The organism is Amycolatopsis sp. NPDC004378 (assembly GCF_053602455.1).
On sequence record NZ_JBSGDR010000002.1, the window covers coordinates 394,367 to 415,846 of the forward strand.

A 21,480-nucleotide genomic window follows, 5' to 3' on the forward strand; every position below is an offset into this window, starting at 1 on the left:
CCGCTAACCTCGAACGAACAAGCACCGCGCCGGTACCCACGGCGCGGTGCTTGTTTCGTGCTGACTGTTAGCCGACCGGCGGATACGGGTCGTTACCGTACGTGTACTCCTTTTCGATAGTCCCGTCCGCACGCTTGATGATTAGCTGGCTGGGCTCGTTGGCCTTAGCCACCTTCGTGCCAGCCTTAACAGCAGCTTCCTTCAGGTAGTGACTCGACAGCACGTTGCCCTCGTGCTTGACGTCCCAGTTCCCGCTGTTGGGAACAACCCAGTACTTCTTACGGCTCATGACTCTCTCCTCCCAGGCGTCCCGTCCGAGGACGCCTACTTCCGATCCCGGGGCGGGTTCGGGTCGTTGCCGGGCGCGATCGTGTCCGAATCGCGAATCTGTCCCCTCACGTTGTGGATGCGAAGCTCGCCACCACCTGCGTTGTGGACGATCTGCCGGCCGCGGTCGATCGCCTCCGCCTGCGTGTCGTGGTGACTACTCGCTCGCGACGCGCCCGGAGCTGTCACGTCCCAGCCGCCACGGTCCTTGTTCGGGACCACATCCCGGTTGTTCTTTCCAGTCAAGATCGACTCCTTGTGCAGGTCCAAGCCACCAGTGTTGACTTACACAAACTCTCCGAGCGGTTGCTCGTTAGCGAAACAACGTACCTGCTCGGCCGAGGCCGCGCAAGCAGTGAGGGCGCACACTCGGCCACGTCTGGCGTTTGTTTGGCAAACGTGCAAGTATGTGCTATAGGAGAAAGGAGGCAAGGCATGAAGTGGTCAGAAGAAGAGATCAATGACTTCTACTCTGTCGTGGGCAACAAAATCAAAGAAGCGCGCATTCGTCAGAAGATCACGCAGACTGATCTAGCTATAGCGCTCGGACTTACTAGATCGTCGATCGCTAATATTGAAGCTGGCCGACAGCGGGTTCAACTGCATGGGCTCGTTCAAATGGCGATTGTCTTGAACCTTCATGTGGGTGACCTCATTCATACTCCTGAGTATGGTCGGAATAATCTTGTGGAAATTCATGGTATCGATGAACAACCTGCGACTACAGTAGACTTTCTAAGTGCGGTTGCTCGACGTGCCGGAAGTGCTTAGCGGCCATGTATAAACGCCCACGTGCAGTCGTAGAAGCCGAGCGGTTTCTCGTGCAACAAGGGATTACGTCGCCTCCTGTTCCGGTGGAGGAGATTGCTTCTCGGGCCGGCATTCAAGTGGTGCGGGCGCCCTCTAATGGTTCTGAGTCTGCCTTCCTCGTGAGGGATGGCAGAAGGATTATTATCGGGGTAAATAGTCGCCAGTCGCGTCGACGGCAGCGGTTCTCGATCGCGCATGAGTTGGGACACTGGCAGATGCACGAAGGCCGCCCGCTGATTGTTGATCATACGATCAGGATTAATAAGCGAGACGAAGTGTCAAGTGCGGCTACAGATACCGAAGAGATCGAAGCTAACTCGTTCGCAGCCGCCCTGCTGATGCCTCGAACCTGGATGCAGGCCGCGGTGGATCGTGAACTTCAGCTTGGGGTCAACGATCGTGACGCCTTGACTCTGAGTCTCGCGAAGGAATTTGATGTCAGCACCGAGGCGATGCGCTTCAGACTGATGAACCTGGGGATTTTTAGCGGCTAGCGCTCCGCGAGTCCCCAGCGTCGCTCGCTTGGTTGAGCGCCTGGCTGACGTTCGGCGACCTGACGATTTGACCGACAACCACCTCGCATCGTCCGGTACTTAGACGGACGTGCGCGGACGTTGATCATGAGGTCACGCGCCTCTGGGTTGATTAGGAAGGCTCTACTTTTGGCCATCAGCAGGTCGTCTTGTCGGGCGATGGCGCCGAGTTGCGGTTCACTAGCCGTGGGGTGTTGGCCAAGGCTGACAGCCTACGAGCGTCACTTAGGTGCAGCGTCTGGGGAGGCCTGCTGACGCACCAGTTCGTCCGCGTCCAGCGCGAAGAACTCTGGCGGAAGGTTGATCCGCGTATCTTTGTCGATAAGCACAGCGGTGAGGTTAGTGCCTTCCAGTTTTGCAAGCTCGACGTTTGCGCCTCTGAGGTCGGCCCGAGTGAGATCCGCACCGGTGAGGTCTGCGCCTTGGAGATTCGCCCGGCTGAGGTTCGCGCGGGTGAGGTCAGTCTCACAAAGCGATGCTCCAGTCAGTTCTGCATCGCTGAGGTCTGCATGTGTGAGGTTCGCCCCATCGAGTACCACGTAACGCAACTTCGCATCGCGGAGATCTGCATGCACGAAAGTTGAGTAGGAGAGGTTCGACTTCAGGAAGTTCGCGTCTGCAAGCCTCGCATGCGTGAAGTCCGTAGCTACGAGCCTCGAGAGGGTGAGGTCCGCGCCGGCCATGTTCGCGTGAGTGAGGTCGATGATGATGGCGACGTCATCCCAGAAGATTGGGCTCGTTGAGGGTAGCTCGCGATGCCGATGAAGGATGCGCTGGGCGGTAATGCGTACTTGAGCTTCTTGGGCTCGGTCTTCGTAGCGGTCAAGTTGGTCAGGACTCGCGTCTTCAGGCGGCTCCGCCGGAACCGTATAGCGCATCCGCAGGTATGCACAGATGACGTTGACGATGGTGGCGCGCTGATCCGGGTGATTCTGACCGAGGCGTTCGAGTGCGTAAAGACCTCCGAGTCGAACGGGGGCTTTGGGGGAGCCGAGTTGCTCGACGGCCTTGGTGTAAAGCTCTGTGACGCGACGTTCGGTAGCGTCCAGGGTGGTGTCGGCCGTGGCGTTTTCCTGATGAATCTGGCGTCGGACAGCGAGCAGCAAAGCGAAGATGCCAGTAGTACCGGCGCCGATGCCGAGACCAGTCTTAATGGCATCAACACGTGCCGAGCCGCGGTCTTTGGCGGAGTCAGCCTCTGCGAGTAGCCAGCTCGTCGCGCCCCAAGCGACCATCCCAACCACCACCCCCGCAGTGATCACCAACCACCAGCTCAGACCTGGCGGCCGTGAGCGTGACGGACGCTCCGGTCTCCGCCAGTGCCAGCCGCCGATGATTGCAAAGACTGCGGCTGCTGCGAACGTCGCTAACCATGGTGCTCTCGGCAAGCTCCATCGCCCGATGCTCGACCAGTCGATCAAGTCCAACAGCACCACAACACCAAGCAAGAGGAGCGCCAAAGCCGCTACAAATGCGCCGCTCGCTCGCCGTCGACCCATGACGTGCGCGTCGTTCTCCATAGAGAGACAGTCGTCGCAGGTTGACTCACTGCTACATCTCAACTGCAGACGACGAGCAAGCCCCGCTGAAGATCGGTTCTCCGTAGGCGGACGAGGAGAGGGAGATTCGCGATTCGGTCTCCCGCTTACGTGCCGGCGAAGATGCTGTCCATCGCCTCGGCGCCGCGTTGAATCACTCTGCGAGCAGTGACGTGAGTCACCGCTCGCAAGGCACCGAGTCGGTCGCTGTGAGGTACGAGAATGCACGCAAGCGAGGTAGTTACGCCTAGTCAGAGTGGTAGGTGCAGCCTGACGAGCCGCCTGACAATCAGGCTGCATCACCAAGTACCTCTCAGGACGTCTGCGGACGTTCGAGCCCCAGGTCAACGGCATGCGCCTTGATCGCGAACGGGTGGTCTTGGCCTGATAACGAAGAGGTCCCAGGTTCAAGTCCTGGTAGGCCCACCCCGAACAGATCCCCGGTTCCCTCGAACCGGGGATTTTGTCGTTCCCGGCCTTAAGTCTTGATCAAGGGCCGGTTCGGTTCGCGGCCCGCTGGGTTACGTTCCGAAGAGGCGAAGGGGGCCGACATGGGTTGGATCATCGTAGGGGTCGTGATCGTGGTGCTGCTGACCGTCGCGGTGGTGGTGGACTCGAAGGACCGCAGCCGGGGCGGGAAGCGGATCGCCGGCGGGCTGCGCCAATCGCGGCAGGACGACGACGTGCGCGATCCTCAGGTGGGGGACCAAGGGAACTACCTCGGCCTCTGAGCCCGCCCGGATACAGGTCAGCCCTGCCGGGAAGAGAAGGAACCGGCAGGGCTGAGCGGTCACGGTCGATGCGCGCCACGGTCGCCTCTCGGCGAGTGGCTCATCGCGGCTCCAGCCGAACGGAACTCCGCGAAGGCAGTGGTTGAGGCCCGGGGGACACGGTGGGCGCACCGACCAGTGAGTACAACGGGAGACCCCCTCCCCGTATTTCCCAGCGCGTGTGACGTGCGTTACCTGCGCAATCTTGGTTCCACGTGGAACCACCGCCCCGACGGTGGCCGACGCCGGTGCAGTAACATCGCGGGGTAAGGGAAGCAAGCTGAGAAGGGGGCTTCGGTGAAGAAGCTGCTGGCACTCGCGGTCATCGCGGGCGGCGTCCTGTTCGTCGTCAAGCGCAACAAGGCGGCCAAGGCGGAAGCCGACCTCTGGCGCGAGGCGACCGCGCCGGTCCCCTCGAACAACGGCACGACCCCGGCCAAGCCGGCGGGCGCGTCCCACAACTGAGTTTCCGCGGGCGCGAGCCCGCACTCGGGGCTGTAGCTCAATTGGTAGAGCACCGCCTTTGCAAGGCGGGGGTCAGGGGTTCGATTCCCCTCAGCTCCACTTCTTCTTGCCTCACTTCAGGAAGCTGATCACGGCGTCGCGGCCGGCGTGGCCGCGTTCGCGGTTCTGGATCGAGTGGGACTCGCCCGGCACGATCACCAGCTTGCCCTGCGGCGCCCGCGCTGCCTCCTCGCGAGCCCACTCCAGCGGCGTCGACAAGTCGCGGTCGCCGTTCAGCAGCAGGATCGGGACGTTCGGCAGCCGGCCCGACGGGTTCGACCCCGCGCGCTCCGCCGGCCAGGGCAGGCAGCTCTGGATGAAGCCCTGCCGTGTCGCGACGTCCGTTGTGTACGGCCAGGTTGCCGACGCCGGGAGGGTTCGCGCGGCCAAGGACAGCAACGGCTGCCGCACTGCCGCCGGCGTGGCCGATGAGCCCCACGGGAAGCGCTGGTCCGCGCACAACGTCGCCGCGTGCAGGCCCGCGCTGAAGTCCTTCGGGGCCACGTCCTCGGTCGTGTAGCCCGCCACCAGTTGGTCGAGCTGGTCGGGCGCACCCCCGCGGGCCGCGTGCAGGGCGCCGATGAGGTCGCCCGCTGCCGGGGCACGGTAGGTGGGGTCCGAGAACTCGTACGCGACGATCGCGTCGAAGACCTTGACGCCGTCCGCCGGGCTGCGGTGGCGGACCACCCACGCCAGGTCGTCCGCCGGGTCGAAGCCGCACGCCGGCGCCACCGCGCACGCCGCGCGCAGCACGCGGGCTTCGGCCGTCAGGCCCGTCAGGTACAGCGAAGCCGACGCGGAAGCCTCGTGCGGCAGCACCGAATCCAGGATGACCTTGCTGACGTTGCCCGGGTGCGCGATCGCGTACCGCGCGGCCGTGAACGAGCCGTACGAAACGCCGTCGACCACCATCTTCGGCACGCCCAGCGCCTGCCGGAGCTGGTCGAAGTCCGCGACACTCTGGTCGGTCGAGTACAGCGGCGCCGTCCGGCCGAGGATGCGCGCACACTCGGTGACCGCGTCGGGCGTCGGCGTCGCGATGTCCGAGCTGCCCATCTGCGCCTGCAGGCCCGGGCAGTTCAGCGCGCCCGCGCCGGTGCCGCGCTGGTCGAGCATGACGAACCGGTAGTCCTTCGCGACCTCCGGCAGCCGCAGGTTCGCGATCCGCGGGATGGTGCCGACGCCGCCCTGGCCGGGGCCGCCGGTCAGGAACAGCAGCACGCCCTTGGGGGCGGCCACGTTGTCGGAGGTCGCGATCGGCAGGTCGATCGTGCCGGGCACGCGGCCGGTGTGGTCGAGTGGCACGGTCAACGTCGAGCACGTGAAGCCCGGCTGGCCCGGGCACGGGTGCGAGTCCGTCAGCTCCGGTCGTCCCCCAGGACGCGCGTCGGCCGAGGCCACACCCCCGAGGGCGGCGGTCAACGCCAGGACCAGCCCGGCGGTCAGCAGTTTCGAGCGCATGATCCATCATGGCCACACCGGCTCGGGTGCGGGATACCCCCGAACGGCCATACTTGCTTCAGCCTCGACTCGCCGAAATCCCGCGCTGCGGGCCTAAGGCCAGAGGCGCTCGCGGACCCAGCCGCCGTCGGTCTTGCGGTACCGCAGCCGGACGTGGCGACGGTCGTGGCCGGCCTGCCAGAACTCGGCTTCGTCCGGGTCCACGAGGTACCGCGTCCAGGTTTCCGGGGCCACGCCGGGGTTTTCGGCGACCCAGCGTTCGGCTTCCGCGGCCGCCGCGTCGAGGTCCGCCGGGTCGTGCAGCACCTGCGACTGGTGCCCGATGAACGCTTCGACGCGCGATGCCGGCGGCCGGGCCAGGAAGTCCTCGGCGGACACCTCGGGTGCGGCGGGGGAGACCGGCCCGCGCAGCCGGACCTGACGGCCGCGGCCGGGCCAGAAGAACGTCAGCGCCGCGCGCGGATCCTTGCGCAGCTGCAGTCCCTTCGGGCTTTCCGAGCTGGTCGCGATCGCCCAGCCGGCCGGCCCGACGTCCTTGAGGATCACCACGCGTGCGTCCGGCGCGCCATCGGCGTCCACTGTGGACAGCGTGACGGCGTGCGGGGCCAGGACGTGCTCGCCGGCCTCGTTGAGCCATTCGACGAACAGGTCCCGCGGTTCCGCCGGTGCCGTTTCCGGTGTGAACACGGGAAGTTCTTCGGGGAACGAGGGCCATCCGCGCAACGCGACCATGTCAGTAACCGTACGGCCCCTGCTGCGGCGGATACCCCGGCGGTGGGTAGACCGGCGGCTGTGGGCCGGCCGGGCCGGCGTAGGGCGGGGGCGGTACCGGCGGCGCGGCCATCGGCGGTTGCTGTTGCCAGCCGGGCGGCGGCTGCTGCGCGGGCTGCTGTTGTTGCTGCGCCTGCTGCCACTGCACCTGCTGGTACACCTCGGCGGGCTGCGGGAAGCAGAACGTCAGCTTGGCGTTGACCGAGCCCTGCACCGCGGCGCCCCAGAACTTGCCGCCGACGAACGCGTACATCTGCCCGGCCGAGAGGTCGACCGCGACCATCCGCGTCTCGCCACCGAACTGGTTGCCCGACTTCGCCGACGCGGCCTGCGCGGCGTCCGGGTACACGCGCCGGCCGACGAGCCCGGCGATGACGACCGACGCCGCCGTCCAGCCCGCGGTGCCGATCATGTTCGCGCGGGCGTGCTGCGTGGCGCGGCCGGTGAAGTCGTACAACGCGGCGGCGCTGACCTCGGGCACGGCCGCGGCGACGACGCAGTAGTTCATCGTCGACATCATCACGGACTCGGTGAACAGCCCGACGACGGCCGTCGCGGGCCCGATCTGCACGGAGTTCAGCCGGCCGCCGGAGCGCTGGATGCGCTCGGCCACCGCGCCGAGGTACTGCTCGGGGGTGAGCACGCCGGGACCTCCCTCACTGAGACGACGCCATCGTCGCACGCTCGCCCGTCACGGCGAGCTCAGCCAGCGGGTTTCACACACGCTTCATGGTTGACTGTGCGCGCTATGCGACGACTCGTACTTCTCGCGCCCGCCGTGGTCCTGCTGGCCGGCTGCAGCTCCACGACCGTGTCCGGTACCGCGACCCCCAGCCCGCCGTCCGCGTCCGCCGGGGCGAACGCGGGCGGGGACCTGCCGCCGGATCCCCAGCCGGCGGCGACCGGTGACTGCCCGTATCTGGACGGCGAGTTCGTGGCCGACTCGAACGGGCAGCACGTCTCGAAGGTCCGGATCTCGGCGGACCGGCCCCACCCGGCGTGCTTCTTCTACCGCCCGGACGGGAAGGTCCAGCTCACCGTCCGGGTGTACGTCGGGGACGCGAAGACGGCGACGGCGCTGGTCAACAAGGCGGCGCCGGTCGACACGTCGAACCCCGCCAGCGACCCTTCGGGCTGGAAGGGCGGTTACCAGTCGACCGACGACGGGGCCGTCTACGCGGTCGCGAAAGGGGCTTCGGCCGTCATCGCGACCACCAACCAGAAGCAAAGCGTGAAGGCACGCACAGTGGTCAAAAAGGCTATCGCCGCCCTGAAGCTCTAGGTAGTGGGCTCCACACGGGTGAGTGAAGTTGATCTTGTATTACCCTGTGCGTCACGCGCAGGCTTCGTGGACTCGCGCACCGCAGCCATCGGGGGATCCCCACCCCGGGGCAGGGCACAAAATCTGCAACGACAAAAGGACAAGATTCGTGGCTGACACCCTCAAGGAAATCCTGCTCGACTCCAGCCGTCGCCCGGCCGTCGTGACCGACTTCGAGGGCCTCGTGGACGCCGAGGTCTCCGACAAGGGCGGCGTTTCCGGTGCCGTCGTGAAGACCGGCTTCGCCGCGGTCAAGAAGATCAAGCCGGGCATCATCCCCTCGGCCGTCGACACGCTGCTCCCCGACTTCGTCGTCGCGCTCGAGCCGTTCTACGGCGACTACAAGGCCAAGGGCGGCAACGACTTCGGTGCCTACCTGGCCGGCCGCTCGGACGAGGCGTCCGACGCGCTGCTGAGCGTCACCGACTCGCGCGCGGAGAAGAGCAGCCGCGACAGCATCAAGAAGGTCTACTCGAAGCTGCGCCCGAACGGCAAGAAGAACGTCGAAGAGGCGCTGCCCCGCCTCGGCCAGCTGGTCGACAAGCACGCCGCCAACGCGTGAGCTGATCCCCAGGCACGACTGAAGAAGCCCCCGGTGCACGCCGGGGGCTTCTTCGCGTCGCGATCAGTTCTTCTTCTCGGCGGGCGCCGGGGACGGCGCCTTGCCGTTCGCCTGCGGGCTCGGCTTCGCCGCTTCGGCGGGCTTCGGCGCAGGCGGGGTGGCCTTCGGCGGCGCGGGCGCGACCGGCGGCTCCTGCTTCGAACGGAGCACGTAGGCGGCACCGGCGCCGACCACGACCAGGCCGAGCAGCCACGGCCACTTGCGACGGCTGCGGGTGCCCTTCGCCGCGGCCTTGGCCTCGACGACAGCGGCGTAGAAGTCCTTCTTCGCCGCCTTGAAGTCCTTCTTGCCGCGGCGCTTCGACTCGCCGGCCGCCTTCGCGGCCTTGATGGCGGCCTTCTTCGCCTTGCGGCCCGGCTTGCGCAGCTCGGAGAGCCGGGCGAGGGCCTCCTGGCGGGCGGCCTTCGAGCTCTTCTTGAGCTCCTTACGGGTCAGCTCGGTCTTCTTCGCGAGCTGCTTCTGCGCGCGCCGGCCCTGCTTGACACCCTCGGTGACGAGTTTGTCGGCGGTCTCGGCGGCCTGGGCTGTCGCCCGGGACATGGGCTTCACCTCATCAATCGTTTTGACACTGCTCTGTTACCCGTAACCTATCGTGCCCCTTTTCTCCGCCGCCCGCTGCTGATGGCACGATGAGGCTCGTGAAAGCTACGCTGCACACCAACCAGGGTGACATCCACCTGAACCTGTTCCCCGACCACGCGCCGAAGACGGTCGCGAACTTCGTCGGGCTGGCGGAGGGCACCAAGGAGTACACCCAGCCGAACGCGGCGGGCACGAACTCCGGCCCCTTCTACGACGGCTCGATCTTCCACCGCGTCATCGACGGCTTCATGCTGCAGGGCGGCGACCCGACCGGCACCGGCCGCGGTGGCCCCGGCTACAAGTTCGGCGACGAGTTCCACCCGGAGCTGCAGTTCAGCAAGCCGTACCTGCTGGCCATGGCGAACGCCGGGCCGGGCACGAACGGCTCGCAGTTCTTCATCACCGTCGCGCCGACCACCCACCTGAACTTCCGGCACACGATCTTCGGTGAGGTGGCCGACCAGGAGTCGCGCGCCGTCGTCGACGCGATCGCGCGCACCGCGACCGGCCCGGCGGACCGTCCGCTGACCGACGTCGTGATCGAGAAGGTCTCCATCGAGCACTGACGGCTCGTCCGGACGGGTTTCGGTAGGTTGGTGTCATCGTGAACCAACCGCCGAACCCCACCGCCGAACCGCAAGCCGCGCTCCCCGGGTGCTGGTGGCACCCGAACCGCCCGACCGGGCTGAGCTGTTCCCGGTGCGGGCGTCCGGCGTGCCCGGACTGCCTCCGCGAGGCCCCCGTCGGCTTCCAGTGCACCGACTGCGTGCACACCGGCACCCAGCAGCAGCGCCGGCAGCACCGCGGCTACCAGGAAGCGGGCCTCGGCCAGCGCACGATCACCGGTGCGCGGCTGTCGGGCTCCTTCCTCGTCACGCAGGTCATCCTCGCCGTCAACGTCCTGGTCTTCCTCGTCACCGCGCTGCAGGCCCGGAGCCTGTACGACAACCAGGTGTCGGGCGTCTTCCAGGTCGGCGTCCTGTGGGGCCAGGCGACGCTCGGCGCCGGCGAGTGGTGGCGGCTGTTCACCTCGGGCTTCCTGCACTACGGGCCCATCCACATCGCGGTCAACATGTTCTCGCTGTGGATGATGGGCCGCGCCCTCGAGCCGGTCTTCGGCAAGGTCCGCTACCTCGCGCTCTACTTCGTCTCGATGCTCGGCGCGTCCACGGCCGTGCTGCTGTTCGACAACCTCGACGGCGGCACCGCCGGCGCGTCCGGCGCGCTGTTCGGCCTGATGGGCGCCTACGCGGTCATCGTCCTCAAGCTGCGGCTCAACCCGACCGGGCTGATCATCACGCTCGCGCTGAACGCGTTCATCACCTTCGGCGTCGCGAACATCTCGATCTTCGGCCACGTCGGCGGCCTGGTCACCGGCGCGCTGGTCACCGTGGCGATGCTCTACGCGCCGCAGGCACGGCAGGCGACCTACCAGGCGGCCGGGGTCGCCATCCTCGTCGTCGCGATGATCGGGCTCCTGGTCTACAAGGACACCGAGGTCGCGGCGCAGACGTGCCACTTCGTCCAGTACCGGGGCCAGCAGCTCTACAGCTGCGGCTAGCTGCGAAGCGTGCTGAGGACGTCCAGGACGTCCCGCGGGTCTTCGCCGAGGTCGAGCCAGCCGAAGACGTACAGCTTGTCCTCGTGCTCGACCTCGAGCGTGACGCCGTCGCGGCCCAGCCGCCGGGTGGTCCGCAGCCTGGTGCGGGTCTGTGCCCACGGGAGGCGGTGCGTGCCGCTCAGCGTCCGGGCGACGAGGCCCTCGGTGTCGGCGGCCAGCCGCGGCCGGACGAGCGTCGCGTGGGCGGCGAACGCGCCCACGGCCAGCGTCGCCAGTGCGAACAGCACCAGGCCGCCGTGGTCGCCGGTCACCGCGTCGGCCACGACGCCGGCCAGCAGCAAGGCCGTCACCACCCAGGCCGATACCACAAGGGCCGGCCGCGGCGCCCAGGAGGTGGGGTAGTTATCCACAGGGGTTATCCACACTGGGGATGAGTCACACCGGTGTAATTCGGCGTCAAGCCGCCATTCGGAGTAATAATCAACGCCAGCGCATAGTCATGAGCAACCCGGCGATCATCAGCGCGAACCCGCCGGCGAAGTTCCAGTTGCCCAGGTCGGCCATCCAGGAGATCTTGTCCCCGGCGATGTAGTTCACCAGCAGCCAGACCAGGCCCAGGAGCATCAACCCGAACATGGGGATCTTCCAGGCGAGGCCGGAGGGGCCGGCCGCCCGCACCTTCACCGGCGTGCGCCGGTCGGCAGGCGGGGTGTACGCCGTCTTCTTGCGGACCTTGGACTTGGGCATCGTCAGTTCCTCGCGGTGCTCTTCGGGCTGGTCGGTGGCGATGACCCGCTCGGGGTGCGCAACCAGCGCCACGTGCACACGTTAACGTAAACGACCGCAGGAAAGCAGCGGCCGGGAGTGGTCGGATTTCCCGTACCGTGACGTCGGGGTCACCAAGTGTCGGACGCGGCTTGAGAGGAGCTTGCGTGGCTACGCGCGAAGGACCGGATGACGACCGGCGCAGAACCCCCGGACAGCGGCCCATGCCCCCGCGCCGCCCCGACACGCCCCCGCGCGGCCAGGTGCCGCCCCGCCCGGCCCCGCGCGGCCAGCAGCCGCGCGATCCGCAGGGCCCGCCGCCGCGCCGTCCGCAGGGGCCGCCGCGGCGCTACACCAGCCCCGCGCCCCCGCCCGGCTCGGCCGAGGAGACGGTCGTGTTCGCCCCGGTCGGCAAGGGGGGCACCGCGACCGCGGAGAAGAAGGCCCCGCCGCCGCTGGGCAAGGGCGGTGTCGCGATCCGGACGGCCGGCGAAATCCTCATCACGCTGGGCCTGGTCGTGCTGCTGTTCATGGTCTACGAGCTGTACGTGACCGACCTGTTCTCGGCGGGCAAGCAGTCCGAGGCCAGCGACCAGCTCGACGGCGAGTGGGCGCACGACCGCACGCTGCACCCCGAGCTCATCGACGGCAAGGCGTTCGCCCGCATCCACATCCCGACGTTCGGCGTCGACTACAACTTCACGATCCAGGAGGGCACCGACGAGGCCGCCCTCGAAGTCGGCCCCGGCCACTACAAGGGCACGGCGCTGCCCGGCGAGCCCGGCAACTTCGCCGTCGCCGGCCACCGCGTCGGCAAGGGCGCCCCGTTCAACGACCTGGACAACCTCTCATCTTGTGACCAGATCGTGATCGAGACCTCGACCGACTTCTACATCTACAAGGTCCTGCCCTACGACGACGAGATGGAAAACTGGGCCGGCGGCAAGGGCGCCGACCCGAAGTGCAAGGGCGTCTCGACCCTGCGCGACCCGAACGCCGAGGGCGGCGGCGCGTACAGCGAGACGTTCGGCCGCAAGGTCGTGCTGCCCAGCCAGGGCACCGCGGTCAACCCGGTCCCGTACAAGGACGCCGAGACGCTGCCGAAGGCCCAGCAGGCCGCGCTGCTCACGCTCACCACGTGCCACCCGCAGTTCTCCGCCCGCGAGCGGCTCATCATCACGTCGGTGCTCACCCAGCAGGTGCCGAAGAACCAGGTCAAGGACTACGGCGACCTGCTCTCGAAGATCGGGGAGGCCTGATGTACGCCTGGATCTGGCGGAAGCTGCCGGGCCCGTTCGCGGCGAAGCTGACGATCGCCGTGGTGCTCGCCCTCGGCGTCGTGGCGCTCCTGATGTTCGTGGTGTTCCCGTGGCTCGAGCCGCGCCTGTGGTTCAACGAGGTCGCGGTCAACTGAGCGGTCGCCGCCCCGCCGGGTGCGCCGGCGGGGCGGCCGCGGGCTAGCAGTCGCGCAGTTCCGGGCTCTGGTTGAGCAGCTGGCCGCGCGGCGAGACGAACGCGCGGTAGCGGTCACCGTCCACTTCGGACGTCTTGAACACCGCGACCCGGTGGCAGTTCTGGAAGGCCAGCTTGACGCCGAAGTGGCGCTCGAGGCCGCCGCGGATCGCGTCCGAGGCGAGTGCTCGCAACAGCTGACCGCGGGCGGCTTCGCTCGGCGGCGGCGTCTCGTTGTCGGCGAACCCGTCCGCCGCCCCCTCGGCGTCGGCGATGACGCCGGTGATGACCTCCCAGGCGTACGGCAGGGACTCCTTGACGCAGGTGACGAACTCGGCGTCGGTGACCTCCCCGCGCTCGGCCTTCTCCAGCAGCGCGGGTGACACGTCCAGGGACATCGAACCTCCAGTTTGAGCAGGGCCACCTTCTTGGCTACCGCCCGGGTGGTCCGGCCACAAGAGAAAACGATGATCATCACCACTATGGCGGATCACTCCCAGCGGAAGAGCTTCGCCGCGGACGCCGTGCCGATCACCGCGAAGCCGGCGAGGACGACCAGCTGCAGCGGCTGCACCCCCGAGCCGACCCAGGTGTCCTGCAGCGGCTGCGTGCCCGGCGGGAGGTAGTCGCCGATCCGGCGGACGACCTCGGGCAGCAGCGGCCGCGGCAGGTACACGCCGCCGAAGAACATCGTCGGGACGAACGCGACGAGGGCGAACCCGCCCGCGGCCTTGGCCGTGCGGGCGACCGCGGCCGCGAGCAGGCCGAACGAGAACATCGAGACCGTGCCGAGCACCAGGGTCAGGAGGAACGGCAGCGGGTGCTTCGGCATCGGCACGTCGTACGCCGCGTGGGCGGCGCCCAGCGTCACGCCGATGCCGGCCAGCGCGACGACGACGTGGATCAGCAGCTGCGCGCCCAGCAGGTTCGCCGGGTGCACCGGCGTCGTGGCCAGCCGGCGCAGCACGCCCTGTTCGCGGTAGGTGGCGACGGCGGCCGGGATCGACTGCAGCGCCAGCATCGCGAGGCTGATGACGATCACCGACGGCACCCAGGCGTCGATGAACCGGGCGCCGCCGGCCTTGGCGCTGGGCTCCGTCATGCCGGGGATGGCCCCGACCACGAGCAGCACCGCGGCCGGCAGCAGGACACCCGCGATCGCCATGAACGGCGTGCGGAGGAAGAGTTTCGCTTCGGTGGCGGTGAGCTTGGCGAAGGTGTTCACAACGTGCTCCTCGTGAGCGTGACGAAGGCGTCGTCCAAAGTGGCGGCGTTGACGGACTGCCGGAGTTCGGCGGGGGTGCCGGTGGCGATCACACGCCCGGCGTCGAAGAGCGCGACGCGGTCGCAGAGCCGCTCGGCCTCGTCCATGAAGTGGGTGACCAGCAGGACCGTGACACCGGTGGCGCGCACGCCTTCGACCAGCCGCCACGTCTCGCGGCGGGCGTGCGGGTCGAGCCCGGTGGTCAGCTCGTCGAGGATGGCCAGCTCGGGGTTGCCCACCAGGGCGAGCGCGATCGACACGCGCTGCTTCTGACCGCCGGACAGCTTCCCGAAGTACCTGCGGGAGTGGTCGCGGAGGTCGAGCCGGTCGAGCAGGACGTCGACGTCGGCGGGGTCCGGGTAGAACGACGCGAACAGCTCCAGCGCCTCGCGCACCCGCAGCTTCGCGGGCAACTGGCTTTCCTGCAACTGGACGCCGACGCGGCGGGTCAACGCGGCGCGGTCGGTCGCAGGGTCGAGGCCGAGCACGGAGATCACGCCGCCGTCGGCCCGGCGGAGGCCCTGCAGGCATTCGACGGTGGTGGTCTTCCCGGCGCCGTTCGTGCCGAGGATGCCGAAGACTTCGCCGCGCTCGACGGTGAACGAAACGCCGTCGACCGCGACCCGGGAGCCGTAGCGCTTGCGGAGGTCGGTGACTTCGATGAGGGGCATGGCTATGAAGCTACGAAGCCGCGGCCGTGCGCATAATGACGCTGAAACCCCAGCTCAAGTAGGGTTTTGCTGACGCGGGGGTGGTGCTGGGCCCACCCCGTCCGGGGAGCTTCGGCCCGTGCGCCGGTGCGGCCCGGCCGGGGAAGATCCGGGGGAGGAGGTGCCGGATGACGTACCTGCGTGCGCTCGGGCGGGCCGGCGTGCTGGCCGCTCACTCGTTGCTCAGCTGGGTCGACGTGCTGGTCGAGCTGGTCGCGTTCGCGCTGCTGTGCGTCGGCCTGGTCTTCTTCCTCGGCCCCGCGGTCGAAGGGGCCCGGCACCGTTCGACGACGGCCCGTGCGCTCGCCGCGCGCTGGTGCGGCGTCGAGGTCGAAGCACCGTACCGGCCCGAGCCACCGGAACCCCAGCGCGAGCGCGACGGCTGGTACCGCGACGGCAACACGCTCTACAAGCACGCGTACTGGATCCGCTGGAACCGCCGGTTCACCTGGGCCATGGAGGATCCAGCGTCCGGTCGCGAGTTCACGTGGCAGCTGCTCAACCCGCTGGTGACCGTGCTGCTTCCGGTCGCGGTGCTGCTCGGCGGGCCGGGGGTGCTGCGCGGCTACGGCCATTGGACGCGCTGGTGGCTCGGCCCGCGTCCGCCGGTCGGGTCCCGGAAGCGGTGGCTGCACCGGCGGCTCGAATCGCTGGGCCACCAGATGGGGATCCTCGCGCTGGGCGTGGTGATGTTCGTCTTCTCCTTGTGGCAGCTGGTCGTCATCGCCGGCGCATTGCCGGTCGCCGCACCGGTGATCCTGTGGAGCCGCACGATCACGGACACCCTGCGCCGTGAAGCCGGCAACTGGACCGGCGTGCGGATCGCGCGGCCGTACCTGCCGCCGCCGGGGCTGCCGGTGCCGCGGCCCGACGGCCTGTTCCAGGTCGGCAAGCAGCTGTACGAAGAGCCGTTCTGGCCGGTCCAATACGCGCGCAGGCGGTGGGTCCTGCGCGATCGGGCCACGTGGCGGGACCTCGCCGGTGGCGTGGTGATCCCGCTCGTTTCGCTGGCGCTCGTGGTGCCGACGGTCGTGCTGATCGGCCGGGGTCTCGCCGGGCTCGTGACGCTCTGGGTGTGGCGGCCGTTCGTGTCGTCGCCGGTGACGTGGTGGCCGTTCCCCGAGGTCTCGACCCCCCTCGGCGCCCTCGCGCAGACGCCGGTGGCGCTCGCCCTGGTCGTCGCCGGGGTCGCCCCGGCGACGTGGCTCGCGCGGCAGCAGGCCCGGTTCGCGCGGGCGTGGCTGGGCCCGACGGAGGCGACCCGGCTCGCCACGCGCGTCGAACGGCTCAAGCAGACCCGCGCCGACGTCACCGTGACCCAGGCGGCGGAGCTGCGGCGGATCGAACGCGACCTGCACGACGGGATCCAGTCGCGGCTGGTCGCGATGGGGATGAAGCTCGGCGCGGTCGAAGCGCTCGTGGACACCGACCCGGCGGCGGCGAAACGGCTCGCGGCCGAGCTGCGCGCGTCGTCGTCGGAGGCGCTCACCGAGCTGCGGGTGCTGATCCGCGGCATCCACCCGCCGGTGCTGTCCGAGCGCGGGCTGGTCGACGCCGTGCGCGCGTTGGCGCTCGACAGCCCGCTGAAGGCGCAGGTCACGGGCTCGCTGCCGGGGCGCGTCGAGGACGCCGTCGAGGCGTGCACGTACTTCGCGGTGTCCGAGCTGCTGGGCAACGCGGCGAAGCACGGCGCGGGCCGCGCGTCGATCGAGCTGGATTTCTCGGACGACCTGCTGACCGTGGTCGTAACGGACGACGGCCCGGGCGGCGCGGTCCCGGCCCTCGGTTCGGGACTGCGCGGAATCGAACGCCGGCTGGGCGGCTTCGACGGTAGGTTGACCCTGACCAGCCCGATCGGCGGGCCGACCAGGGCGTCCGTGGAGATCCCGTGCCAGCTCGACCCCGAACCGTCATCGCGGAGGACCAGTACCTCCTCCGAGACGGCCTGACGCACCTGCTGGCAGCGCACGGCTTCGACGTCGTCGCGGCGGTCGGCAGCGGGCCGGAGCTGGCGGCGGCGTTGCGCGCCGAGAAACCCGATGTGTCCATTGTGGACGTCCGGATGCCGCCGACGAACACGGACGAAGGCCTGCAGGTCGCCCTGGCCGCGCGCCGCGAGGTCCCGGGCCTGCCGATCTTGGTGCTGTCCCAGCACGTCGAGCAGCTCTACGCGCGCGAACTGCTGGCCGACGGCACCGGCGCGATCGGCTACCTGCTGAAGGACCGGGTGTTCAACGCCGACCAGTTCGTCGACGCGGTCCGCCGGGTCGCCGCGGGCGGCACGGTGATGGACCCCGAGGTGATCGCGAAGCTGGTGGCGGGCAACGCCTCCGACCCGCTTTCGGCGTTGACGCCCCGCGAGCGCGAAGTGCTCGGCCTGATGGCGGAGGGCTGTTCGAACGCGGCGATCGCGGCCCGCCTGCACTTCAGCGAAGGCGCGGTCGGCAAGCACACGGCGAACATCTTCCAGAAGCTCGGCATCGCGGCTTCGGACGATACGAACCGCCGTGTGCTGGCCGTCCTCGCGTACCTGGGGTCTTAGCCGCGCGAGACGCGCGTCATCTCGTCGCGCTCCACGACCTTGATCCGCTCGCGGCCCGCCGCGAGCCCGAGCGCCTTCTCGTGCGCGTCGAGCTTGCCCCAGCCTTCCCAGGTGGTGAACGGGATCCCGCGAGCCGCCAGGAAGTCGAGGATCGCGTCCGGGGAGTCGTACTTCGGTGCGCTGAGCGTTTCCGCGTCCGCCAGCAGGCTCGCGATCGTCTCCGCCGCGTCGCCCTTCGTGTGGCCGATCAGGCCGATCGGGCCGCGCTTGATCCAGCCCGTCACGTACACGCCGGGGAGCTGGTTCTCGTCCAGGTCCAGCACCCGGCCGGCTTCGTTGGGGACGACGCCGTTGACGTGGTCGAACGGGATCTCGGCCAGGTGCGACGAGAGGTAGCCGACCGCGCGGTAGACCGCCTGGACGTCCCAGTCGTGGAATTCGCCGGTGCCGCGGACGTTCCCGTCGCCGGTCAGCTCGGTGCGCTCGGTCCGCAGGCCCGTCACGCGGCCGTCTTCGCCGAGGACTTCGGCGGGCGAGTGGAAGAAGTGCAGGTGCAGCCGCTTCTGCCGGTCACCCGGCTCGCGGATCGCCCACTCCTGAAGCGTCTTCACGACCATGTCGATCTGCTTCGACGCCCGCAGCGCGGCGATGCTGCCGTCGTCGAACTCGATGTCCTCCGGCGACACGATGACCTCGACGTTCGGCGAGTGGTCCAGCTCGCGCAGCTCCAGCGGCGTGAACTTCGCCTGCGCCGGGCCGCGGCGGCCGAACACGTGCACGTCGGTGATCGGGCTCGTGCGAAGGCCCTGGTAGACGTTGTCGGGGATGTCGGTGGCCAGCAGCTCGTCGGCCGTCTTCGCGAGGATGCGCGCGACGTCCAGGGCCACGTTCCCGACGCCGAGCACCGCGACCGAAGTGGCGTTCAGCGGCCAGGTGCGCGGCACGTCCGGGTGGCCGTCGTACCAGGAGACGAAGTCCGCGGCGCCGTAGCTGCCGTCGAGGTCGATGCCCGGGATGTCGAGGGCGCGGTCGGCGGACGCGCCGGTCGAGAAGATCACCGCGTCGTAGAACTCGCGCAGCTCGTCGAGCTTGATGTCGGTGCCGTAGTCGATGTTGCCCAGCAGGCGGATGTTCGGCTTGTCGAGCACCTTGTGGAGCGCGGTCACGATGCCCTTGATGCGCGGGTGGTCGGGCGCGACGCCGTAGCGGATCAACCCGAAGGGCGCAGGCATGCGCTCGAAGAGGTCGATCGTCACGTCGGCGTCGGACTTGTCCAGGATGTCGGCGGCGTAGATTCCGGCGGGACCAGCGCCCACGACGGCTACGCGAAGAGATCGGCTCACACCCTCCACGGTAAGTTAGGGTCACCTAACTCGAAATGTGATTTACCGTACGGTCCACCAGTTGAGAGCCGGTAAGCTCGGTGCCATGCGCGTTCTGGTCGTCGACAACTACGACAGCTTCGTCTACAACCTGGTCCAGTACCTGGCCCAGCTCGGCGCCGACTGCACGGTCTGGCGCAACGACGTCGTGGACCTCGACCGCGTGCCGGAGTTCGACGCCGTGCTCGTCTCGCCCGGCCCCGGGACTCCCGAACGCGCTGGTCAGAGCATGGACGTCATCCGCAAGTGCGCCGAGACGTCGACCCCGATGCTCGGCGTCTGCCTCGGCCACCAGGCCCTCGGCGTCGTCTACGGTGCGACCGTCGACCGCGCGCCCGAGCTCCTGCACGGCAAGACGAGCCAGGTCCACCACACCGGCGCCGGCGTCCTCAAGGACCTGCCGGAGGAGTTCACCGCCACCCGGTACCACTCCTTGACCGTGGTGCCCGACACCATTCCGGACGACGTCTTCGAGGTCACCGGCCGCACCGGGACCGGCATCGTGATGGGCATGCGCCACCGCGAGCTGCCGCTCGAAGGCGTCCAGTTCCACCCCGAGTCCGTGCTCACCGAGGGCGGGCACCGGATGCTCGCGAACTGGCTGGCTTCCGCGGGGCACCCGGTCGACCCGGCCCGCGTCGACGAACTCGAGAAGGCGACGAAGGCGCTGCAGAAGGCCGCTGTTGCGTGATCCGGCTGGCGGGGGTCGGCAAGCGGTACGGACGCGGTGACTTCGTCCTCCGCGACGTCGACCTGAGCGTCGAGCCCGGGCACGTCGTCGGCGTCCTCGGCAGCAACGGCTCCGGCAAGTCGACGCTGCTGCGGATCATGGCCGGCGTCTCGCACGCCACCACCGGCACCGTGACCGGGAGCCCGCGGATCGGCTACCTGCCGGACCGCTTCCCGGCCGGCCAGCGCATGGGCGCGCGGGCGTACCTGCGGCACATGGCCCGCATCCGCGGCCTCGCCGACCTCTCGGCGATCGACCCGCTGCTCGAGCGGCTCGCGCTCGTCGGCGGCCCGGCGGCGCCGCTGCGGACGCTGTCGAAGGGCAACGCGCAGAAGGTCGGGCTCGCCCAGGCCGTGCTGGTGCGCCCGGACCTCCTGGTCCTCGACGAGCCGTGGTCCGGCCTCGACGTCGGGACGCACGCGATCCTCGGCGAGCTCGTCGCCGAGACGAGGGCGCGCGGCGCGAGCGTCGTGTTCACCGACCACCGGCCGCAGGTGGTGCACGACCACGCCGACGTCGTCCACCTCATGACCGACGGCCGGCTCACGGCGGAGAGCGCCGAGCCGACGACGCGGATCGTGCTGTGCGGGCACGGCACCGACTGGGCGGACGAGCCGGGCGTGCGGCACGCGGTCGTCGAAGGCGCCCAGCTCGTGCTCACGGTCGAAGTCGCTTCGGTGGACGCGGTGCTGCTGCGGGCGTTGAAGGACGGCTGGTCGGTGCGTGAGGTGGCGCCGTGCTCGCCCTGACGCGGTACTACCTGGCGCTGCTCGGCCATTCCCAGCGGTACCTGCCGGCCCTGCTGGCCTACCTCGCGCTGTGCGTGATCCTCTACGCCGACCCGCATTCGCCGCCGTTGCCGCTGTTCGGCGTCAGCGCCGGCGGGCTGTTGGTCGTGTCGTGCTGGCTGACGATCGCGCTGCTCGACATCGAGGACCCGGTGCAGCGCCTGGTCACCCTGAGCCACGCGCGGCAGTGGCGCCGGATGATCACCGGCGCGATCTTCACGGTGCTGGCCTGCTCCCTGGTCCTCACGGTGATCACCGAGGCGTGGTCGGCCCTCAAGTCGTTCAAGGTCCAGCCGTCGGCGCTGGGCATCGGCCTGCTCGCCCACCTCGCGTGCACGCTGCTGGGCATCGCGATCGCCCTGCCGTGCTCGCGGCTGCTGGTCCAGCGGATCGGCTGGACGGTGCTCGCCGCCGTGGTCACCCTGACCGTCGTCCTGCTGGCGAAGATCCCGCTGGTCCACCCCCTGCTGCACGCCCTGACCGACGACGAACCCCTCGGCGGCCCGCTGGCTCTCGCGCTGGTGACGTCCGTGGTGGTGCTGGCCGCGAGCTACTTCGCCGTCTCGAAGCTCGTGCAACGCCGGTCCTGAATGCATTTTGCAATCTTCAATTTCCGCGCCGGGGTTCCGGCGGTCGCTCGGGGCCGACTAAGGTTCGGGGCCTCTCCGGTTCTGGGCGAAGGGAGCAGGGGTGACGGCTGGGATCGTCGCGATCACCGGGCCAGACTCCGACGGTGAGCTCCGGGAGCTCGCCGCCTGGTTGCGGGACGAGGATGAGCTTCGCGGCCGCGTCCAGTTGTTCGACGCCGTCGTCGTCGGGGTCACCAGCAAGTCCGCCGCCGTTTTCTGCCGGTCGCTGATCGCGTGGCTGCGGCGCTGCCGGGAGGGCCGGGTCTCCCTGAAGGTCAAGCGCTCGGGGGCGGCCGAGGAGCTGGAGCTCGACTGCGGTCCCGCCAGTGACGCCGAGCAGGTGCTCGGTGCCGTCCGTGGATTTCTCGACAAAGCCTGAAAACGAAAGAGGGCCCGCACGGCGAACCGTGCGGGCCCT

At 68.8% G+C, this 21,480-nt stretch carries 29 protein-coding genes and 1 tRNA gene; 17 read left to right on the forward strand and 13 right to left on the reverse strand.

The features are described 5' to 3' along the window. Window positions 1-67 precede the first annotated feature (67 nt). Complete coding sequence (locus ACWEN0_RS09520) at window positions 68-289, reverse strand: DUF2188 domain-containing protein (protein ID WP_451970863.1); 222 nt, start codon at window positions 287-289, stop codon at window positions 68-70. A gap of 35 nt (window positions 290-324) precedes the next feature. After that, window positions 325-597 carry a DUF2188 domain-containing protein gene (locus tag ACWEN0_RS09525; RefSeq protein ID WP_451970866.1) on the reverse strand — a complete coding sequence of 91 codons (273 nt, stop codon included), beginning with the start codon at window positions 595-597 and terminating at the stop codon, window positions 325-327. 165 nt (window positions 598-762) lie between these two features. On the opposite strand from ACWEN0_RS09525, the gene ACWEN0_RS09530 reads away from it, so the two are divergent. Continuing rightward, entirely contained in the window at window positions 763-1,098 is a 336-nt protein-coding gene (locus ACWEN0_RS09530) for a helix-turn-helix domain-containing protein (RefSeq protein ID WP_451970869.1), read from the forward strand. A gap of 83 nt (window positions 1,099-1,181) precedes the next feature. After that, window positions 1,182-1,631: an ImmA/IrrE family metallo-endopeptidase gene (locus ACWEN0_RS09535; protein WP_451970872.1), complete on the forward strand. Its 450-nt coding sequence runs from the start codon at window positions 1,182-1,184 to the stop codon at window positions 1,629-1,631. Window positions 1,632-1,891: 260 nt separating this feature from the next. On the opposite strand, the gene ACWEN0_RS09540 is transcribed toward ACWEN0_RS09535, so the two are convergent. Further along, entirely contained in the window at window positions 1,892-3,190 is a 1,299-nt protein-coding gene (locus tag ACWEN0_RS09540) for a pentapeptide repeat-containing protein (RefSeq protein ID WP_451970875.1), read from the reverse strand. Between the two features lie 569 nt (window positions 3,191-3,759). On the opposite strand from ACWEN0_RS09540, the gene ACWEN0_RS09545 reads away from it, so the two are divergent. The 3 genes from ACWEN0_RS09545 to ACWEN0_RS09555 all read left to right on the forward strand — a co-directional run bounded on the left by ACWEN0_RS09545 (window position 3,760) and on the right by ACWEN0_RS09555 (window position 4,542). After that, window positions 3,760-3,939: a hypothetical protein gene (locus tag ACWEN0_RS09545; RefSeq protein WP_451970878.1), complete on the forward strand. Its 180-nt coding sequence runs from the start codon at window positions 3,760-3,762 to the stop codon at window positions 3,937-3,939. Window positions 3,940-4,275: 336 nt separating this feature from the next. Beyond that, on the forward strand, window positions 4,276-4,443 hold the full coding sequence (locus ACWEN0_RS09550) for a DLW-39 family protein (protein WP_086679331.1): 168 nt from the start codon (window positions 4,276-4,278) through the stop codon (window positions 4,441-4,443). Window positions 4,444-4,469: 26 nt separating this feature from the next. Then, window positions 4,470-4,542 (forward strand) — tRNA-Ala (locus ACWEN0_RS09555). 12 nt (window positions 4,543-4,554) lie between these two features. Here ACWEN0_RS09555 and ACWEN0_RS09560 read toward each other — a convergent pair. From ACWEN0_RS09560 to ACWEN0_RS09570, 3 genes are all read right to left on the reverse strand, one after another. Beyond that, a complete protein-coding gene (locus ACWEN0_RS09560; RefSeq protein ID WP_451970881.1) occupies window positions 4,555-5,943 on the reverse strand; it encodes an alpha/beta fold hydrolase in 1,389 nt (462 codons plus the stop codon). A gap of 93 nt (window positions 5,944-6,036) precedes the next feature. Next, complete coding sequence (locus ACWEN0_RS09565) at window positions 6,037-6,675, reverse strand: pyridoxine/pyridoxamine 5'-phosphate oxidase (RefSeq protein ID WP_451970884.1); 639 nt, start codon at window positions 6,673-6,675, stop codon at window positions 6,037-6,039. Between the two features lies 1 nt (window position 6,676). Continuing rightward, window positions 6,677-7,357, reverse strand: coding sequence for a hypothetical protein (locus tag ACWEN0_RS09570; RefSeq protein ID WP_451970887.1), 681 nt, complete (start codon window positions 7,355-7,357; stop codon window positions 6,677-6,679). 105 nt (window positions 7,358-7,462) lie between these two features. On the opposite strand from ACWEN0_RS09570, the gene ACWEN0_RS09575 reads away from it, so the two are divergent. Then, window positions 7,463-7,996, forward strand: coding sequence for a DUF2020 domain-containing protein (locus tag ACWEN0_RS09575; RefSeq protein ID WP_451970890.1), 534 nt, complete (start codon window positions 7,463-7,465; stop codon window positions 7,994-7,996). Window positions 7,997-8,144: 148 nt separating this feature from the next. After that, a complete protein-coding gene (locus tag ACWEN0_RS09580) occupies window positions 8,145-8,597 on the forward strand; it encodes a DUF6918 family protein (RefSeq protein ID WP_451970892.1) in 453 nt (150 codons plus the stop codon). A 63-nt stretch (window positions 8,598-8,660) separates the two neighbouring features. Here ACWEN0_RS09580 and ACWEN0_RS09585 read toward each other — a convergent pair whose 3' ends face one another. Continuing rightward, window positions 8,661-9,197, reverse strand: coding sequence for a hypothetical protein (locus ACWEN0_RS09585; RefSeq protein WP_451970895.1), 537 nt, complete (start codon window positions 9,195-9,197; stop codon window positions 8,661-8,663). An 89-nt stretch (window positions 9,198-9,286) separates the two neighbouring features. Here ACWEN0_RS09585 and ACWEN0_RS09590 point away from each other — a divergent pair, with 89 nt between their 5' ends. After that, window positions 9,287-9,805 (forward strand): peptidylprolyl isomerase, encoded by a 519-nt coding sequence (locus ACWEN0_RS09590; RefSeq protein WP_451970897.1) that lies wholly within the window; start codon window positions 9,287-9,289, stop codon window positions 9,803-9,805. A 38-nt stretch (window positions 9,806-9,843) separates the two neighbouring features. Next, on the forward strand, window positions 9,844-10,800 hold the full coding sequence (locus tag ACWEN0_RS09595) for a rhomboid family intramembrane serine protease (protein WP_451970900.1): 957 nt from the start codon (window positions 9,844-9,846) through the stop codon (window positions 10,798-10,800). Here ACWEN0_RS09595 and ACWEN0_RS09600 read toward each other — a convergent pair. Together ACWEN0_RS09600 and crgA are read right to left on the reverse strand one after the other, a co-directional pair. Then, window positions 10,797-11,150 (reverse strand): PH domain-containing protein, encoded by a 354-nt coding sequence (locus tag ACWEN0_RS09600; protein WP_451970903.1) that lies wholly within the window; start codon window positions 11,148-11,150, stop codon window positions 10,797-10,799. The genes ACWEN0_RS09595 and ACWEN0_RS09600 overlap by 4 nt on opposite strands. 130 nt (window positions 11,151-11,280) lie before the next feature. Beyond that, on the reverse strand, window positions 11,281-11,547 hold the full coding sequence (gene crgA, locus ACWEN0_RS09605; protein WP_257922762.1) for a cell division protein CrgA: 267 nt from the start codon (window positions 11,545-11,547) through the stop codon (window positions 11,281-11,283). Window positions 11,548-11,789: 242 nt separating this feature from the next. On the opposite strand from crgA, the gene ACWEN0_RS09610 reads away from it, so the two are divergent. Together ACWEN0_RS09610 and ACWEN0_RS09615 are read left to right on the forward strand one after the other, a co-directional pair. Further along, entirely contained in the window at window positions 11,790-12,824 is a 1,035-nt protein-coding gene (locus ACWEN0_RS09610; protein WP_451970906.1) for a class E sortase, read from the forward strand. Further along, on the forward strand, window positions 12,824-12,979 hold the full coding sequence (locus tag ACWEN0_RS09615; RefSeq protein ID WP_003079060.1) for a hypothetical protein: 156 nt from the start codon (window positions 12,824-12,826) through the stop codon (window positions 12,977-12,979). The genes ACWEN0_RS09610 and ACWEN0_RS09615 overlap by 1 nt, the downstream gene beginning before the upstream one ends. Window positions 12,980-13,022: 43 nt before the next feature. On the opposite strand, the gene ACWEN0_RS09620 is transcribed toward ACWEN0_RS09615, so the two are convergent. The 3 genes from ACWEN0_RS09620 to ACWEN0_RS09630 form a co-directional block, all read right to left on the reverse strand. Then, entirely contained in the window at window positions 13,023-13,415 is a 393-nt protein-coding gene (locus ACWEN0_RS09620) for an SCO5389 family protein (RefSeq protein WP_086856199.1), read from the reverse strand. A 92-nt stretch (window positions 13,416-13,507) separates the two neighbouring features. Beyond that, complete coding sequence (locus tag ACWEN0_RS09625; RefSeq protein ID WP_451970909.1) at window positions 13,508-14,242, reverse strand: ABC transporter permease; 735 nt, start codon at window positions 14,240-14,242, stop codon at window positions 13,508-13,510. Next, window positions 14,239-14,952, reverse strand: coding sequence for an ABC transporter ATP-binding protein (locus ACWEN0_RS09630; protein ID WP_451970912.1), 714 nt, complete (start codon window positions 14,950-14,952; stop codon window positions 14,239-14,241). The genes ACWEN0_RS09625 and ACWEN0_RS09630 overlap by 4 nt, the downstream gene beginning before the upstream one ends. A gap of 167 nt (window positions 14,953-15,119) precedes the next feature. Between ACWEN0_RS09630 and ACWEN0_RS09635 the strand changes: the two genes are divergently transcribed. After that, window positions 15,120-16,940, forward strand: coding sequence for a histidine kinase (locus ACWEN0_RS09635; RefSeq protein WP_451970914.1), 1,821 nt, complete (start codon window positions 15,120-15,122; stop codon window positions 16,938-16,940). Next, window positions 16,880-17,533, forward strand: coding sequence for a response regulator (locus ACWEN0_RS09640; protein ID WP_451970917.1), 654 nt, complete (start codon window positions 16,880-16,882; stop codon window positions 17,531-17,533). The genes ACWEN0_RS09635 and ACWEN0_RS09640 overlap by 61 nt, the downstream gene beginning before the upstream one ends. On the opposite strand, the gene ACWEN0_RS09645 is transcribed toward ACWEN0_RS09640, so the two are convergent. Then, entirely contained in the window at window positions 17,530-18,849 is a 1,320-nt protein-coding gene (locus ACWEN0_RS09645) for an FAD-dependent oxidoreductase (protein WP_451971982.1), read from the reverse strand. The two genes, ACWEN0_RS09640 and ACWEN0_RS09645, sit on opposite strands and share 4 nt — an antisense overlap. Window positions 18,850-18,961: 112 nt before the next feature. Here ACWEN0_RS09645 and ACWEN0_RS09650 point away from each other — a divergent pair, with 112 nt between their 5' ends. The 4 genes from ACWEN0_RS09650 to ACWEN0_RS09665 all read left to right on the forward strand — a co-directional run bounded on the left by ACWEN0_RS09650 (window position 18,962) and on the right by ACWEN0_RS09665 (window position 21,441). Continuing rightward, complete coding sequence (locus tag ACWEN0_RS09650; protein WP_451970919.1) at window positions 18,962-19,606, forward strand: aminodeoxychorismate/anthranilate synthase component II; 645 nt, start codon at window positions 18,962-18,964, stop codon at window positions 19,604-19,606. Beyond that, the gene (locus tag ACWEN0_RS09655; RefSeq protein ID WP_451970922.1) at window positions 19,603-20,394 is read left to right on the forward strand and encodes an ABC transporter ATP-binding protein; all 792 of its coding nucleotides are present in this window, start codon (window positions 19,603-19,605) and stop codon (window positions 20,392-20,394) included. Before ACWEN0_RS09650 ends, ACWEN0_RS09655 begins: the two co-directional genes overlap by 4 nt. Continuing rightward, window positions 20,382-21,023 carry a hypothetical protein gene (locus ACWEN0_RS09660; protein ID WP_451970925.1) on the forward strand — a complete coding sequence of 214 codons (642 nt, stop codon included), beginning with the start codon at window positions 20,382-20,384 and terminating at the stop codon, window positions 21,021-21,023. The genes ACWEN0_RS09655 and ACWEN0_RS09660 overlap by 13 nt, the downstream gene beginning before the upstream one ends. A 100-nt stretch (window positions 21,024-21,123) precedes the next feature. Continuing rightward, complete coding sequence (locus ACWEN0_RS09665; protein WP_451970928.1) at window positions 21,124-21,441, forward strand: effector-associated constant component EACC1; 318 nt, start codon at window positions 21,124-21,126, stop codon at window positions 21,439-21,441. The last annotated feature ends 39 nt before the right edge of the window (window positions 21,442-21,480 follow it).

Coding starts and splice junctions, on each gene's coding strand:
- ACWEN0_RS09520 (WP_451970863.1), bottom strand. CDS start 289: ATGAGCCGTAAGAAGTACTGGGTTGTTCCCAACAGCGGGAACTGGGAC.
- ACWEN0_RS09530 (WP_451970869.1), top strand. CDS start 763: ATGAAGTGGTCAGAAGAAGAGATCAATGACTTCTACTCTGTCGTGGGC.
- ACWEN0_RS09540 (WP_451970875.1), bottom strand. CDS start 3,190: ATGGAGAACGACGCGCACGTCATGGGTCGACGGCGAGCGAGCGGCGCA.
- ACWEN0_RS09545 (WP_451970878.1), top strand. CDS start 3,760: ATGGGTTGGATCATCGTAGGGGTCGTGATCGTGGTGCTGCTGACCGTC.
- ACWEN0_RS09560 (WP_451970881.1), bottom strand. CDS start 5,943: ATGCGCTCGAAACTGCTGACCGCCGGGCTGGTCCTGGCGTTGACCGCC.
- ACWEN0_RS09565 (WP_451970884.1), bottom strand. CDS start 6,675: ATGGTCGCGTTGCGCGGATGGCCCTCGTTCCCCGAAGAACTTCCCGTG.
- ACWEN0_RS09575 (WP_451970890.1), top strand. CDS start 7,463: ATGCGACGACTCGTACTTCTCGCGCCCGCCGTGGTCCTGCTGGCCGGC.
- ACWEN0_RS09585 (WP_451970895.1), bottom strand. CDS start 9,197: ATGTCCCGGGCGACAGCCCAGGCCGCCGAGACCGCCGACAAACTCGTC.
- ACWEN0_RS09590 (WP_451970897.1), top strand. CDS start 9,287: ATGAGGCTCGTGAAAGCTACGCTGCACACCAACCAGGGTGACATCCAC.
- crgA (WP_257922762.1), bottom strand. CDS start 11,547: ATGCCCAAGTCCAAGGTCCGCAAGAAGACGGCGTACACCCCGCCTGCC.
- ACWEN0_RS09610 (WP_451970906.1), top strand. CDS start 11,790: ATGCCCCCGCGCCGCCCCGACACGCCCCCGCGCGGCCAGGTGCCGCCC.
- ACWEN0_RS09615 (WP_003079060.1), top strand. CDS start 12,824: ATGTACGCCTGGATCTGGCGGAAGCTGCCGGGCCCGTTCGCGGCGAAG.
- ACWEN0_RS09620 (WP_086856199.1), bottom strand. CDS start 13,415: ATGTCCCTGGACGTGTCACCCGCGCTGCTGGAGAAGGCCGAGCGCGGG.
- ACWEN0_RS09630 (WP_451970912.1), bottom strand. CDS start 14,952: ATGCCCCTCATCGAAGTCACCGACCTCCGCAAGCGCTACGGCTCCCGG.
- ACWEN0_RS09635 (WP_451970914.1), top strand. CDS start 15,120: ATGACGTACCTGCGTGCGCTCGGGCGGGCCGGCGTGCTGGCCGCTCAC.
- ACWEN0_RS09650 (WP_451970919.1), top strand. CDS start 18,962: ATGCGCGTTCTGGTCGTCGACAACTACGACAGCTTCGTCTACAACCTG.